Consider the following 15,656-nt stretch of genomic DNA (forward strand, 5'->3'; position numbering starts at 1 on the left):
AGTTTTGCCGCATCGCGCGTTAATTCTGCTCGCGTCGCTTTACAGGTAAATTTGCGTGACGATTGGTGCATCGGTCTGTCGAGACTGACAAACGACTGTTATTTAATTTAGCTGAATCGTGTTCAGGGTGATTGTCTGAGGCCCAAAAGTGGCCTCAAAACTACCTATATTATGCGAAATCGGCATTGTGTATCCGTTTTCCAAGACATTTGATATGCTCAACCAAATTGCTAATCACAAGTTAGATTGGTAATTGATGTTGTCGACCTGTGGTGATCTCCTTGAGGTCACCGAGCTTGGAGGGAGGACTTTGAACATGTCAAAAGACGCAGACAAGCGACGGGAACTAATGGTTCAGGCCACCGCGGAGACGCGGGTGCGGTTCCGCCTTTATAAGCGCGGCCGCACATGGGTCGTTGCGGGGTTAACCACCCTGTTTTTCGGGGTGGGACTGGCAACCGGGCCTAATTTGGTGAAAGCGGACGAGGAAGTGCCGGAAGCACTGCGTTCGACTCAATCGAGCAATTCTCTCAGTGAGGGTATCGCGAGCACTGCTGATGGCTTAGACACTGATAGTTCTGCTACTAATGACGAGACGCTTAGTGAAGAAAGTTCGGAAGTTGAAACAATCGTTGAGCGTGATAATGATGAGCCTGCTGAGCCAGAAAGCACAATTTCTGATGGCACAACGGGACCGCAGACAGCAGTCGAGACTAACAGTTCAGAACCAGATGCCGGCGAGCAAGTGTCAGATGAGCCGGCTGCTCAGCTATTGACCGCAACCGGCAGCATTGCCGCGATTCAAGCTACATCGACAGAAGAGTTAGCGAGTTCAGCTGCTAGTCGTAGTGCAGCTGGGATTGAAGTGAGCGCGGTCCGAACAGGCTCCGAGGATGTGACGGATTTATTGCTTGAGCGGGGTGGTTCTCCTGCCAATACTGGTTATGTGACGAGTGATGGCCGCTCTATTGGAATTGTAAGGTGGTCGGTGAGGCCGGGGGATTCAATGAATGATGTTACCTATCCAGCTAATCCTGCTGAAAACCCTGATGCGGCCATCATAGATAATTTGTTTATTAGTGGGAGTCAATTACAATACACGGTTTCAGCAACATTTATGAGAACTGACTATTCGACTGATCCAGTTGGTGCGCTGGTCTTCACGAAAGACTCCATCGTAACGGTTCACATTCCGAGGCAAACAATTACACTTCCAAGTGGATTGGCCTACACAGAAAGTATGGGCATAAGAATCAATGCAGACTTAGATTGGACTAATATTGATTTGGTCCCGGTTGCAAATGTGAATGGGCCGGTTGCGCCTTTGGACGTTGATGCGCCAACACTTACATTTGCTGGCGGTGATTATTCGTTTTCTTTGCGCCAACTGGGGAATGAAACCACGTACCGATCGTTTTTGGCGTTTGTTGAAGAGATGACGCTACCCACACAAATCGCTGGCGTGAAGCAGGGTGTAATTTTTAGAACTACATTTGGCCTACCTCAGACTTTCTCAATTAACCTCGCACCAACAGTCACGACACCGGCGCTGGATGCAACAACGCTTTCTGGCACGGGCAGCGGGGAAGGTGATCTCATTTCTCTGTACCGTGATGACGGGACTGATACTGGATTGACGGCAACGGTTGGCAGTGATGGCCAGTGGTCGATTGACCTCTCTAACGCAAGTGTTCTGCTGAGTGAAGGATTGTATGTTGTTGAAAGCAATGCGACGGGGACCGATTTTCCAGGGGTTGCGGTTGTGCCGCGAGCAGATCAAGTGACACGGACGATTCGTTACGTTAAGGCGGACACCGATGAAGTCATTGATACTGTTGAGCAGACGATCGACTTGATCACGACCGGTGAGGCCCAGGTAACGCGTGCTGCGGGCGCAGCAGGAACAACCCTTGAAGGGACCAGCGTGACCATTACACGCGATGCCGAAACAGGGACACTAGCCGGGATTGTGGTAGGCGATATGCCCAGCGTGACGGACTATGTGCGCCAGGTAGACGCGGATGTTCCTGACCAGACCGTGCAGGTTGGTGATGACAGCACAATCACGATTGTTTACTACCCGCGTTTTGTGACAATCACTCCGGATGATACACGAGGGCCAGGAGACCCCGTTGTTGAGACCCGTCCAGAGGGACCAAAAATTCCAACGGGATTGGCCCAGACGGATCTGATTAAGCAGTTGACGCAGACAATTAGGTATCAGAACGCGGATGGTTCTGTTGCGGCGCCCGATCGTGTCGTGACGTTACGTTATCGGCGCACGGGAACCGCTGATTTTCTTGACTTGACGAATCCGGTCCTCAATTATGCGGCATGGGAGTTGGATTCAGTCGATGATGGGAGTGGCAATGCGGATTTAACCAGTTATGAGAACGGCTTTATTGCCGCTGTTAGCCCTGACTTGACGGACAAGGTGCCAGATGTGCCAACGGTGGCGGCAGTCACAATCAATTTAGGCGAGGGAGATGCGCACACGCAAATTCAGTCGCCTGACCCAGTGACGGTCACGTACTACAACAGCACGATCCGGGTGCCGGCTGATGGGGGCCAGACGGCAGGTAGCCTTGTGGGTGAGACCCCAGAAGATCCGCGGGTTTATCCGGCCACTGTTGATACCGCTAGTCTGAACCGGACGGTTACGCAAACGCTGCGGTTTGTTAATGCGACGACCGGTGAAGCGATTCAAGACGCAGTGACGCGTGAGATTGATTTCAAACGCGATGCGACGATCACATACGCGTATGACGCCGCAGGGACGTTGGTGGCCACAGTCGTTCATGACCCGTGGGCAACCGATAACAACACGTTCGCCGAGTACCCGGCACCGGACCAGCCGGGTTATCAGCACGCTGGCGCAATCGCGGCGGTGACGGTCACGGAAGATTCGGCCGATCTGACACGGACGATCTGGTACTACCCAGAGGCTGAGTTGGCCCACACCGTCACCGTGACGACAACCTTTGGCGCGCCGGTCAATGAGCCTGAGCGCACGACCACCGTGGCGTTTAGTCGCACGATCACGTTGACCCCAACCGCGGATGGCGATACAATCGCCGGTCTTAGCGCTTGGACACTGGACCAAGCGGACACCGACTTGATTGCCGCTTTGGGGGATGATTTGCCGATGCCTGAGAACGGGGACGCGGCATGGGCCAGTGGCTGGACGGCGCAAGTCGCCATCACGGCGAACGGCACCGCCATTGGCGACGGGTCGGATCAAGCGGTGCAATTAAACGCAGACAGTGCCGCTAATGACCTGGCAGTGGCACTGGTGGGGGCGACGACAACGATCACCCGGGTGGTGACGTACACGGATAGTCAGATCCACATTCGCTATATTGATGTGGATGACGGCGATCGGCTCATCACGGCGTACCACGGCACGGCCACCACCACGGCGCCTAGCCACTACGGCGATGTCCAGCTGACCAGCGGCGTGGGGGCAGGGCAGTACGCCCTTGAGTTGGTCGCAGACGCCACCGCGCTCGCGGCAGAAAATGGCACGATCATTGATGGCCAGGAACAGTTCGCGGCGCAAGCGGGTGACACGATCACCATCGAGCTGCGGCACCGCCACATCACGGCCTCGGTGCCGGTTCAGCGCGTGATCACCTACGTAGTTGAGGATGGCGCGGTCCCAGCGCCGGCGGCAGTGACGCAGACCGGCCGGTGGACCGAGGACACCGATTTGTACGCGCAAAACTATGCGGATCAGCTGACCACGCCTGTTGATGCGGTCACCTACACGCAAACGGTGGGCTTTGACGCGCTGGTGACGCCACCGTTGGCCGAGTACCGGCCGGATCAGCCGCAGGTTGATGCCGTGCCGGTGGCGGCAGGGGCGACGACAACCACCCCAAGCGACGCCGAACCGGTGACGATCACGTATCGGCGGACTGTGTTCACCCCGACCAATCCGGGGGACAAGGATGTGACGCGGACCATCACACAGACCATTCAGTTCGTGGATGGCGCAACGGGTCAGCCAATTGGTCTCGAAGCGGTTGAACGGGCGCTGCACTTCTCACGGACGGTGACCGAGAATGAGGACGGCACCGAAACGTCAAGCGAATGGGTCGCAGACTCGGATACCTTTAGCGAGTACGCGGTGCCAGACGTTGCGGACTGGGTGCACCCACAAGCAAGCGTTGCGGCGGTTTCGGTGACGGCTGACAGCGCGCCGCTGACGACCACAGTTGCCTACTACCCAGCTAAGCGGACGGTCACTGCCGATGACCCGAAGGCCGAGGGCGACCTGACGGTTCCAGGCGATGACGCCAGCCCAACGTATCCAGCCGGCGTCACGGCGGACGCGCTGACGTTGACGGTGGCCCGCACGATCATCTACCGGGATGCGCTGGGGAATACCGTGCTGCAAGAGGTGGCCGGGGGTAGTCTCAACTTTATCCGTGAGGCAACGATCGACTACAGTGTCAGTCTGACGGCGCCGGCCGTTGTGTACAGCGCCTGGAAACCAGTTACGACAGCGACTTTTGAGTCGTTCACACCGCCGACTACGGTGGGTGAGTGGTTCACGTTAGTCACGGCCACCCCTGAGCTGACGGTGGATCGCGCAACGCTGACCACCACCTTGCCGCTGACGCAGCCGCCTTTGACGCAAACCGTGGACTATTACGCCACCATTGTGACCGTGACCCCGGACCAGCCGTTCAACGAAAGCGACGCGGTTGACCCAGATAACTTGGGCGGGCCCGAGTATCCGGCAGGGGTCGCGGCCAGTGACCTCAACACCAGCGCTACCCAGACGATCCAATTCATCGATCAAGTGAAGGGCACGCCGGTTGCACCAGACGTCATGGTCACCTTGAACTTTACGCGCACGGCCACGGTCAACCTGATGACAGGCGCGGTTGAATACGGGGCTTGGGAAGCGGTCACGACGACCGACTACCCTGAATTCACGGCCATTCCTGCCACACTGGCGGGTCTGAGTGCGGCGATGACTGCGCTGAGCGCGCAGCCCGCCCTGGTTGACGGTGTCCCAACCGACCGGCGAGCGGTGATCCCGTACGTCAAGAAGGCCCAGGCAGTGGTGATCGTCGAACCAGAGGACCCGAAAAACTCAGGTGACGAGGTTTTCCCAGAATACCCAGGCGTGCAAGTTTATCCTGACAAGGTGACGGCAACCGATTTGAACACAACGGTGACACGCACCGTGAGCTATTGGAACGGCCTTGACGTGACCCAAAGTGTGGCGCCTGAAACCACGCAGACCTTAGCGTTCAAGCGCACGGCCACCATCACCTATGACTTGGACGACCAAGGGAACGCAACCGGTGACACCCAAGTGGTTTACTCTGACTGGCTCCCGGTCACGGCAGCGGCGTTTGACGCTGTGACCGCGCCAACTGTGACGGGGTTGTTCACAACCCAGCCAACCGTGGTCGCTCAGGCGCTGACGCAGGACCAGATCACGGCCGGGACGCCGTTGACTGAGAAGGTCTACTATTACCCAGAGACGCTGACGGTGACACCTGAGACACCGCTGACCCCGGGTCAGTTGAACCCTGAGGACCCAGACACGCCAGTCGTACCTGACACCCTGACGCCAGATGCGCTGACGACCAGCGTGACGGAAACCATCCGCCACGTGGCACGAAATGGCGCGGCCCTGTTCAGCGAGACGACGGGCACTGCGCAGCAAGACACCGTGGTGGTGCTGGACTTCACGCGCACCGCCACATGGAATCTGGTCAGTGGGGCCGTCACGTATGCGGCTTGGACACCAGTCACCACCGCTGAGTTTGCCGCTTACGCGTTGCCAGGGACGCTGTACGATGCAGACGGCACCGCGTACAAACCGCTGGCAACCACCGTGGGCGCGGTTCAGGTGGACTTGACGCAAGCCACGTTGGCACCGGTGACGCGGATCGCCTTGTACGGCCAGCCACCGTACGAGGAGCTGGTGGTCGGCCCGAAGGAACCGGTGACCGAAACGGACCCAACCGGACCCAAGACGCCAGGCACACCGACTAACCCGGATGACAACGGGGGCCAGAAGTACCCCGAAGGCGTGGACGTGGCCGACTTGAACCGAGCCGTTCAAGTGACGGTGCACTATGAAGTCGCGGGTGGGGCGGTCACCGCTCCGGCAGACCAGGTGCAGACACTTCACTTTGAGCGGTCCGCAACCATCCAATGGGCTGGCACCACACCGGAGGAATTGAACGCGGCCACCGGCGTCGTTTCCTACGCGCCGTGGACTGCGGTGACGCAGGACAGCTTTGAGACCGTTGCAACGCCGGCGCTGGCAAGGTACTTTGCGAGTCAAGCCGCGGTTACTTGGCCGAGTGGCCTGACCTTGGTCGAAAACGACAGCGAGGCGCCGTGGCAGTTCACCGTCACCGTCAAGTACTACTTGCGCGAGGTGACCGTGACGCCGGACCAGCCGAAGGACCCGGGAACGTTGGTTGAGCCCACCGATCCTGAGGGCCCACAGTACCCGGCCGGGGTGAGCGAGCAAGACTTGAATCACACGGTCTCCCGCACCATCACGTATGTGGATGCGGCGAGCGGCGCGGTCCTCGGCACGGACCTGCAGCTGACGCCGTACACCCGCACGGCTACGGTCACGTTTGATTCTCTGACCGCGGCGCCAGTGGTGGTCTACAGTGACTGGACGCCAGCCGCGACCGCCTTGGCCGCGTTACCAGCGGCCCAGTTTGCCGGGCTGCTGCCGCGCACTGCAACGGTGGCCGCGCAGGCCGTGACCGCGGCAGACGTTGCAAATGAAACCGTGTTCGCAGTGGTGGTCAAGTATGATCGCCAGACGCTCCTTGTCACCCCGGATAAGCCGGTGACCCCAGGCACCGCGGTGATCCCAGACGATCCTGAGAGTCCGCGTTACCCGGCGGGATTAACCGCGCAGGATCTGAACCAAGTGGCGACACGCGTGATTCGCTACCTGGATGCCGTCACGGGCCAGCCGATCGCGCCAAGTCTCACAGTCACGCTTGGTTTCCACCGCACCGCCACCGTCACCTTTGATGCAGGCGGTAATGCAACGGTGGTTTATGGGCCATGGGAAGCGGACGCGGGCGAGACGTTTGCGGCTGTGGTGAGTCCAGTGATCGCAGGCAAGGTGGCAACGCCTGCCAGCGTCACCGCTGAGACCGTGGCTGGACCGGTGCAGTTGACGGCAACGGTCACTTACGCTGCCACCAAGGCCGACGAACCGACGAAGACACCAACACCGCAACCGGCGCCAAAACCAGCACCGACCCAGGCGCTGCCGCAGACCGGTGAGCAGACGAGCCCGCTAACAACCGCCCTCGGATTGTTACTGATCAGCTTGGCCAGCCTGCTTGGCCTGGCGGTGAAGAAGCGGCGGCAACACGATTAGTCGCTGGCAAAAGACGTGATAAGCCGGAATTCCGGCGCACGAAAAAAGCGCTGACTGACAAGGTAAAAGCCTTGGCGGTCAGCGCTTTGCGTTGCATTCGGTCGATCGACCGGGCGGGGGTCACGCTTTGCGCGTGAACTTAACGATGGCCTCGCAGCGTGCGGTTTGCGGGAACATGTCGATCGATTGAATGTAATCGACTTGGTAGTCGCGACTGAGAGGCACGAGGTCGCGGGCCAGAGTTGACGGGTTACAGGAGATGTAGACGAACTTCTTGGGCTTGGCCTTGAGCAGGGCGCGGATGAACGACGGCTCAAGCCCTGCGCGGGGCGGATCGACGATCACGGCGTCCGGCTTGAAGCCTTGGCGCAGCCACTGCGGGAAGACGGTTTCTGCGGTGCCGACTTCGTAGTGGGCGTTGGTGATATGGTTCAGTTCGGCGTTCATCTTGGCATCCGCAACGGCCTCCGGAATCACTTCCATGCCGCGCACTTCCTTGGCGGTGTGGGCCAAGGCCAGACCAATGGTCCCGATGCCGGCGTAAGCGTCGACCAGCGTTTCATGTGGCGCGAGCCCCAGCGCTTTAGTGGCCTCGGCGTAAAGCACTTCGGTTTGGGCCGGGTTGAGTTGCAGGAAGGCCTGCGGGGACAGCCGGAAGTCGAGGCCTTGCAAGCGCTCGGTGATGTACGGCACGCCGGCCAAAAGCGTGGTGTGTGGTCCCCAGATCAAACTGGTTTTGCCTGGGTTGACGTTTTGGCTGACGGATACCACCATTGGCAGGTCGCGGGCGATGGCGGCGAGCAGTTGCGTCTGGTGCGGTAGCTTCTCGGAGTTGGTGACCAGCGTCAGCTGCACCTCACCGGTGGCGCTTGATTCGCGCACGACGAGTGTTTTGACGATGCCGCTGTTGTGGGCTTCGTCATAAATCGGGACGTTGAGCGTCTCAAGCAGCGTGCACAGCTGGTTGATGACGCGCAGGGTCAGGGGCATCTGGGTGGCAAAGTCGGCCAGCGGTACCAGGGTGTGCGAGTTAGGGGCATACAGCCCGGCACGCACGTGGCCGTCTTGGACGCGCACCTGAAACTGGGCCTTGTTGCGGTAGTGTAGCGGATTGGCGGCGCCAATGGTGGGACGCAGCTCATAGTGTTGCCAGCCAGTGGGTTTGAACTTGGCAAGGGCCTGCGCCACGACATCGCGCTTAAACGCGAGCTGGGCGGCGTAGTCTAGGTGGCCAAGCTCGATGCCGCCAACCTGGCCGTAGTGTGGATCGACCGGGGTCACTCGGTGCTTGGAAGGGGTCTTGACTCGGTGCGTGCGCGCCTCCAGATACCGGTCATGCACGGCGGTGACCTCAGCCACCACCACTTCTTCAGGCAGGGCGCCAGTGACGAAGGTGATCTTTCGCTTGTAGTAGCCGATGCCGGCGCCGTTGATGTCCAGTCGTTTGATGGTCAGCGGAAAGCGCTGGCCGATTTTTACAGTATTGTCCATGTGGTCTCCTTTGAATGTCCTTCGTATTATACCAAACCCCGGCATTTTCCGGTATAATGTCTGGGTGAGGGCCGCCACTGCGGTCAATGGAGGATAGAACGTGAAAATCAAATACACGAATAACGGTCAGGGCCGCATGCCGGCGTACGTTTTTTTTCAGGACCAGACGCATGAAGTGACCCCGGGTCAGGAGCTCGACTTAAAGGTGCAACGCGGCGATGATGTGCGCTACCGTGTGGGCAAGTTCGCGGCGACGCACAAAATTGACTTCCAGTCTCCGGACGCCACGTTTATGATTCAGCCGAACAAGAAGCTGCAGCTTCTGTTTGTCGCGGCGCTGCTGATCCTGGTTGGGGTGCTCTTCGTGTTCCAAAAAATCGACAACCTCTGGCTAACGATCATTGTCGTCATTGCGCTGATCGGGTATGAGGCCCTGAATTATTTCACCGGCTACCAAGCCGTGCCGTGGCATCCAGGCGAGCGCAAGTAGTCACCTTGAGGACGCCAAAAACCGCCGAGGACCCTGTACTGCACCTGCAGCACGCGTCCTCGGCGGTTTTCGTTTCACACTACAACTGCGCACACGCCATGAGGGTGGCCCGTCACCAGAGCTCCAGTGTGTCGGTGCTCCCCAGCCGCGCGCGTCGCAGGATGGTCATCAGGCGGAAGAAGTCATTGTCGTCTGCATCCGTTGCCCACGGAATGATCGGTGTCCGACTCAAATCGTGCCCGGCATAAAAATCAGTGATCAGGGTCGCGTCGCTGAGTGCCGAGATGATCATGTCCGGCACTTGGTTCGGGTCGTTGGGCAGGCGGCGGACGAAATGCAGGCCGGCCAGGAATTGATGGAGGTCGCGGGCAACGAAGGTCCCACCGTCCACAAACACCGCGACTTTGAGCTGGTGGTCGGCATCGAGCACCGGAAAGTCTGGCGCGATAACGCGGTAGAGTTCCCGGTGCATGTGGGCCCAGTGCCCCGCAAACGGCGCAAGCGGGCCGGTTGGCGCCATCGTCTGAAAGAACTGATGGATGAGTTCAGGGAGGCGTCCGCTTTCGGCATCTTGAGGCCGCCGGTCGAGAAAATCGATCCGCTTGGCGAAGTGGCCGTGAAGCACGTAGTACGAAACGGCCATGCGATGTAGGTTGACGCGCAAAACGGTATGGGCACTGCGCAGCGATTCGGTGGCGGTGGGGTCGCTGGCGGCGATCAGCGTATCGAGCAAGCCGTCCGCAAACTGGTTGATGATGAGCGTGGGCTGGTCGAAGGCGCGCATCACCAGGCTTTGGGTGGCGGTCACGCGCTGGCCGAACGACAGGTAGTGAATGCGGCAGAAGTAGTAGTAGTCGCGTTCCGCAAGGCACTTGCGCGGCGTCAATGACGGGAAGCGATTGCGCGTGTAAATGAGCGGCTGAAGCGGCAGCTGCGTGGCGGCCACCAGCGCGGTCCACCGCGAATCAGGCGTCAGGGCATGGCCGTTTTCAATGCGCAGCTGCTGCACGGCCAGAATCAACAAGTCCTGCTTGGTGTACAGCTGTTCCGGCTGGAACCAGGCGGGGTCGAGCCGGTTGATCAGGTCGAGATTACCTTTGGCCTGGCGAAACCGCGCGACGGAAAAGGGCCAGCCGACGCCCCGGTAGGCCAGCTGGTAGAACGTGAGCATCAGCATCCGGATCTGGAGCTCGGGGCCTTCAAGTGCCCAAGTGAGCGCATTGAGGCGGAGCCCAAAGCTCACGAGGTAGGTTTTGAATGGGGCAATGCGGCGGCGCAGAGTTGGGATCGACAATCCGTGTTCGGTGCAAAATACGTGAACGTCAGGGGTGGGCGCCGTGAAGAGGTAGTCAAAGAAGCGAAAGGCCAGCGTGTCATTCAGCAGGTGAAAGCGGTAGCTGTCGACGGAGACGCTGCCACCGACTGCCTTGAAGTCGGTTTCGTTCACATCCGCGACCGGATGATTGGACATCATCTGGAGCTCCACCATGATATCTTGAAAGGCATTGTAGGTCTGGGAGTAGCTGAGACCGCTATCCTGAGCGAGCCGGTTGATCGTGAAGACGTCTTCTTGCAGCGCCTTGAGGAGGCGAAACACCCGGTAATTGGTGGTGGCACGCTTGTCAAAAAAGTAGGCCTCAAACAACTTCTTGCCCTCCCAAATCACATTTAGGACTATTATATCTCATAGAATGAGCATGACCAACCGAAGGAGGTCAACCCGTGAAAATTATTACCGCGATTTCGGCCCAGAAACGCCAGGGCCGTTACAACATCTTTGTCGACGGCCAGTACGCTTTTCCGGTGAGTGAAAGCACCCTGATCCGCTTTACGCTGGCCAAGGGGATGGAACTGCCGGATCCGCTTGAAGCGGCGATCAAAACCGCTGAAGTCGAGGCGACGGCCAACCGAGTGGCGCTGGATTACCTCAGCCACCAGATGCGCAGCGTGCACGAGGTGGTGCTGCGCCTCCGCCAGGAAGAGTTACCGCAAGCCGCCATCGCCCCTGTGATCACGCGGCTGAAGGACTTACATTACCTCGATGATGCGCGCCTAGCCGCGGCGTTTGCGCGCGACAATGTGCTGATGGGCGAGCGCGGCCCCAAGCAGGTCACGGCGCGGCTGCGGGAAAAAGGGGTGGCCCCGGCCACCATCGATGATGCCCTGGCCACGATCACGGCGGGGGAGTGGGCGCAGGTCGCGGGTCGCGTGGCGACCAAGGCCGCGCGGCGCAACGCGCGCCGTGCCTTTCACGACCAGCAGCAGAAGATCCGCCTGGCGTTGATGCAAAAGGGCTTTGACGCGGACCAAAGTGCCGCGGCCCTGGCGGACTTGGCCTTGCAAAAGGATGAGGTGGGTGAGGCTGACCGCCTCGCCGTTGAGGCCGCCAAGCAGTGGCGCCAAAAAGCCCGCTACCAAGGCTACGAGCGGCGCAACCGGGTCAAGCAGGCGCTATTTCGCAAAGGCTTTGCGTTGGACGACATCACCCCGGTGCTGGATGCCTTGGAAGCGGCCGGTGATGAGGCTTAACGGGCCTCGCGCGAAGCCAGGCAATCTGTTATAATCGGCTGTGATAACAGATTTTTGTGAAAGCTGGTTAACTATGCGGATCCCTAAGGAAGGCGACTATATCGCTATTCAAAGCTACAAGCACCCAGGGACGCTGCACCGCACATGGCGGGACACGATGGTTCTCAAGACCAGCGAAGACGCATTGATCGGTTGTAACGATCACACTTTGGTGACCGAATCCGATGGCCGCAGGTGGCTCACCCGCGAGCCGGCCATCGTGTATTTCCACAAACACTACTGGTTCAACGTGATCGCGATGATTCGCGAAGGCGGCGTGTCGTACTACTGCAACCTCGCCAGCCCCGTGACGCTGGACCAAGAAGCACTCAAGTACATTGACTACGACCTCGACGTGAAGGTCTTTCCAGACGGCGAAAAACGGCTGCTGGATGTCGATGAGTACGAGGCGCACCGCCGCAAGTGGCAGTATCCCGCCACCACTGATCGCATCTTGAAAGCTAATGTCCGCGTGCTCGTGGACTGGATCAATCACGGCAAGGGGCCGTTCTCACAAGCCTACATTGATTTGTGGTACAACCGGTACTTGCAACTGTCCCACCGGGTGTAGACCCGAACGCGAGGTGCGCCTCGCGTTTTTATTTCTTATCAGCAAAGGAGACACACATGACAGCATTGATCGAACAACCGCGCGCCAAGTTTATCGGCAAAGTGTACACCGTCACCGACAGCGACCAGATGGGCACGTTTTTTGCCTGCTGGGAAGAGTTTACGCAGGCCGGCTGGTTCGCGCAGCTGGACGCCTTGACGCCGCAGCCGAACCGCAGCTACATGGTGATTTTCTCGCCGTACGGGCAGTTCCAGTACTGGATCGGCAGCATTGTGCCGCAATCCGCGGCCGCACCTGCCGGGCTGGAGAGCTTCCAGATGCCCGCCGGGACCGTGGGCCAGGTGACCGTGCCGGCCAACGGCATCCTGAATCAACTGCCGGTTCAGACCAGCTTCAGCAAAGGCCTGGAGCAGCTGGAGAAGGCGGGCTTCCCAATTCCCCAACACATCGGGCAGACGGATCACCCTTACTACTTCGAGCGCTACAACGTTGCGGACGGGCAGGTGCAGGAAGTGGAATACAAGCTCTACATCAACCTGGACCAACTGGAAGGCTATGATGAGTTCGATTAGGGCTTGACCCTGACGCCACGTCACCCTTTATGCTGAGTGATGGAGGGAAACCATGCTGTATTCGACCCAGGAATTAGCCACACTCAGTGGCGTCAGCGCACGCACGCTGCGTTATTACGATCAGATCGGGCTGCTGACGCCGCCGGTGGCGCCCAACGGCTACCGCCAGTACGGGCCAGCTGAGGTCAAGCGCCTGCAGCTGATCTTGGCCTATCGCGCGCTGGCCTTTTCGCTTGACGAAATTGGCCAGCTGCTGGCCCTGCCCGAGGTGGCCCGGCTGGCCAAGTTACGCGACCAGCGCGCCTACCTTGACGCGCAGATCGCCCGGCTGATCCAGGTGCGAACGCAACTGGAGGTGACCCTGACCACTCAGAAAGGGGAGACACCCATGTCAGATCAAGACAAATTCGCGGCCTTCAAACAGGCCCGCATCGCTGAAAACGATGCCCAGTTCGGCGCGGAGGTCACTGCGCGCTACGGCCAGGCGGCGAAGGCGGCCGCAGACCAACGCTACGCTGGCCTCATGGCGGCGCAGTACACCACGATGCAGGCAGCCGAGGCCACGCTGGCCCAAAGTCTGCGCGATTACCTGGCGGCCCCGGCGCTGCCAGGCGCAGCCGCCGCCAGCGCGTACGCCGCGCACCGGCAGTGGCTTTTGGCCACCACGCCGCAGCTAACGCCCGCCATGCACCGCGCGTTCGGCGAAATGTATGTGGCCGACGAGCGGTTCACTGTGTACTACACCAAGCTGGTGGGGGATGCGCGCGCCGCAGCCGCCATGCACGCGATCATTGAGGCGTATACGAAGTAACGCCCCACGCGGCTCAGTTGAAGTCACAAGCAGGCCCTGCACCAACCGCCAGATGGCGGCGGTGCAGGGCCTGTTCTGTGGTTGCAGTGGCGCGGTGACTACTCGGTGAGCACGCGGCGCATTTCCCGGTGGCGGATGCCGGCGTCCAGGAACTCTGGGGTGTCCGTGAGCTGGTAGCCCAGCGCTTTGTAGAACCCAACGGCTTGGACCTGCGCGCCCAGGCGCAGTTCGGCCGCATTGTGGGCGGCGGCGTAGTCGGCCAGGTGATCGAGGAGGATCTTGCCGACGCCATGGTGGCGGTAAGGGGCGAGAACGGCCACACGTTGCACGTGATAGCCGTACACTTCAGGGAGCAGGCGGGCCGTGGCCAGCGCCAGACCATTTTCGTACGCGACGAAGTGGATCGCGCGGGCTTCGTCGGCATCAAGCTCGAGCTCCTGGGGGACGTGTTGTTCAGTCACAAACACGGTGGTACGGATGCCCACAGCGTCTTGGTAGGTGGGACTGGTGAGGTCGGTCGTTACATTAAATTCCATTTTTTCGTCACATCTTTCACGGCTTTTGCGGATATTTCTGCTATTATAGCACTACATCGGGTCGGTCACGGCCCTAATCTGGAGGCCATCATGTTCGAAAAATTGCGACAGTCAAAACTGATGTTCTGGTCGGTTGAGGGACTGGTGCTCGTGTTTCTGATCATTGGGCTGACAAACATCAGCTTCCTGTTTGCGCCGATCGGGACCTTCTTTTCAACCCTGCTGGTGCCGATCATCGCGGCCGGGTTCCTATTTTACCTGTTCAACCCACTGATCAAACTGTTGGGGCGCCTACATGTGGCGCGCGGGGTCGCGATCGGGCTGGTGTTTCTGACGGTGCTCGGCGGGCTGGTCCTGATCATCTCGGCCATCATTCCGAATCTGGTCACGCAGATCACGCAGGTCATCACGGGCCTCCCTGCCACCTTGCGCGGCCTGCGGGAGGCGGTGCGCCAGCTGGCGCAGTACCGCTGGTATCAGCAGCTGGACGTGGAGACACTGCTGAGCAAAATCAGCGTCGAGCCCAGCAAGCTACTGGCGCAGGTGCTGGGCGGGTTCTCCACCGGGTTGCCGGGGCTGATCGGGTCGGTGGCAGGCGTCGTCATCAATGTCATCACGATTCCAGTGCTGCTGTTTTACATGCTGAAGGATGGGGACAAGTTCGTGCCGGCGGTGCAGCGCGCGCTGCCGGATCGCTACGCCACCGAGATCGCCACGGTGTTTACCCGGATGAGTGAGACCCTGTCGCACTACATCGCGGGGCAGGCGCTCGAGTGTCTGTTCGTGGGCGTCGCCACCTTCATTGGCTACCTGATCATCGGCATGCCTTACGCCTTTTTGCTCGGGTTCATCGCCGGGGTGGTCACCATCATTCCGTACTTGGGGCCGTACATCGGGATCGCGCCGGCGCTGATCGTCGGGGCAACGGCAGGCTGGACGAAGGTGCTGCTGGTCGTCATCGTGGTGCTGATCGTGCAGCAAACCGATGGCAACCTGATCTACCCAAACGTCATCGGCCGCAGCCTGGACATTCATCCGCTGACGATCATCGTGTTGCTGCTGGTGGTCGGGAACCTTTACGGGATCCTGGGCACCATCCTGGCAGTCCCCGTGTACGCGGTGTGCAAAACGGTGCTGACTTACGCGCTGGAGCTTTACCGCTTCCACCGGCAGGCCCAGCTGACGCTCACCGAGTTGCCGGCGCCCAAGCCGGCGCCAAAGGACTGAGCGAAT

The 15,656-nt window shown here is 59.7% G+C and carries 10 protein-coding genes and 1 pseudogene; 8 read left to right on the forward strand and 3 right to left on the reverse strand.

Features of this window, described 5'->3' with window-relative positions:
• Positions 1 to 349 precede the first annotated feature (349 nt).
• Together EKM88_RS13660 and EKM88_RS02505 are read left to right on the forward strand one after the other, a co-directional pair.
• Positions 350 to 475, forward strand: a pseudogene (locus EKM88_RS13660) (KxYKxGKxW signal peptide domain-containing protein); the annotation flags it as partial.
• Between the two features lie 960 nt (positions 476 to 1,435).
• Positions 1,436 to 7,384, forward strand: coding sequence for a mucin-binding protein (locus EKM88_RS02505; protein ID WP_225418429.1), 5,949 nt, complete (start codon positions 1,436 to 1,438; stop codon positions 7,382 to 7,384).
• 120 nt (positions 7,385 to 7,504) lie between these two features.
• Here the strand turns inward: EKM88_RS02505 and rlmD are convergent, their stop codons facing one another.
• Complete coding sequence (gene rlmD / locus EKM88_RS02510) at positions 7,505 to 8,875, reverse strand: 23S rRNA (uracil(1939)-C(5))-methyltransferase RlmD (RefSeq protein ID WP_125702782.1); 1,371 nt, start codon at positions 8,873 to 8,875, stop codon at positions 7,505 to 7,507.
• Positions 8,876 to 8,975: 100 nt separating this feature from the next.
• Here rlmD and EKM88_RS02515 point away from each other — a divergent pair, with 100 nt between their 5' ends.
• Complete coding sequence (locus EKM88_RS02515; protein ID WP_125702785.1) at positions 8,976 to 9,365, forward strand: hypothetical protein; 390 nt, start codon at positions 8,976 to 8,978, stop codon at positions 9,363 to 9,365.
• A 112-nt stretch (positions 9,366 to 9,477) separates the two neighbouring features.
• Here EKM88_RS02515 and EKM88_RS02520 read toward each other — a convergent pair whose 3' ends face one another.
• The gene (locus EKM88_RS02520; RefSeq protein WP_125702787.1) at positions 9,478 to 11,010 is read right to left on the reverse strand and encodes a helix-turn-helix domain-containing protein; all 1,533 of its coding nucleotides are present in this window, start codon (positions 11,008 to 11,010) and stop codon (positions 9,478 to 9,480) included.
• A gap of 77 nt (positions 11,011 to 11,087) precedes the next feature.
• Here EKM88_RS02520 and recX point away from each other — a divergent pair, with 77 nt between their 5' ends.
• From recX to EKM88_RS02540, 4 genes are all read left to right on the forward strand, one after another.
• Entirely contained in the window at positions 11,088 to 11,894 is an 807-nt protein-coding gene (gene recX / locus EKM88_RS02525; RefSeq protein WP_125702789.1) for a recombination regulator RecX, read from the forward strand.
• 73 nt (positions 11,895 to 11,967) lie between these two features.
• Positions 11,968 to 12,504 (forward strand): nucleoside tri-diphosphate phosphatase, encoded by a 537-nt coding sequence (gene ntdP / locus EKM88_RS02530; RefSeq protein ID WP_125702790.1) that lies wholly within the window; start codon positions 11,968 to 11,970, stop codon positions 12,502 to 12,504.
• A gap of 56 nt (positions 12,505 to 12,560) precedes the next feature.
• Positions 12,561 to 13,076 carry a GyrI-like domain-containing protein gene (locus EKM88_RS02535; protein ID WP_125702792.1) on the forward strand — a complete coding sequence of 172 codons (516 nt, stop codon included), beginning with the start codon at positions 12,561 to 12,563 and terminating at the stop codon, positions 13,074 to 13,076.
• 52 nt (positions 13,077 to 13,128) lie between these two features.
• On the forward strand, positions 13,129 to 13,887 hold the full coding sequence (locus EKM88_RS02540) for a MerR family transcriptional regulator (RefSeq protein ID WP_125702794.1): 759 nt from the start codon (positions 13,129 to 13,131) through the stop codon (positions 13,885 to 13,887).
• Positions 13,888 to 13,985: 98 nt separating this feature from the next.
• On the opposite strand, the gene EKM88_RS02545 is transcribed toward EKM88_RS02540, so the two are convergent.
• Positions 13,986 to 14,423, reverse strand: coding sequence for a GNAT family N-acetyltransferase (locus tag EKM88_RS02545; protein ID WP_125702796.1), 438 nt, complete (start codon positions 14,421 to 14,423; stop codon positions 13,986 to 13,988).
• A gap of 90 nt (positions 14,424 to 14,513) precedes the next feature.
• Here EKM88_RS02545 and EKM88_RS02550 point away from each other — a divergent pair, with 90 nt between their 5' ends.
• Positions 14,514 to 15,650, forward strand: a complete 1,137-nt coding sequence (locus EKM88_RS02550; RefSeq protein WP_125702798.1) for an AI-2E family transporter — start codon at positions 14,514 to 14,516, stop codon at positions 15,648 to 15,650.
• Positions 15,651 to 15,656 lie beyond the last annotated feature (6 nt).

Origin of the sequence: Lacticaseibacillus daqingensis (genome assembly GCF_003946115.1) — a bacterium.
GTDB classification, from domain to species: Bacteria; Bacillota; Bacilli; order Lactobacillales; family Lactobacillaceae; genus Lacticaseibacillus; species Lacticaseibacillus daqingensis.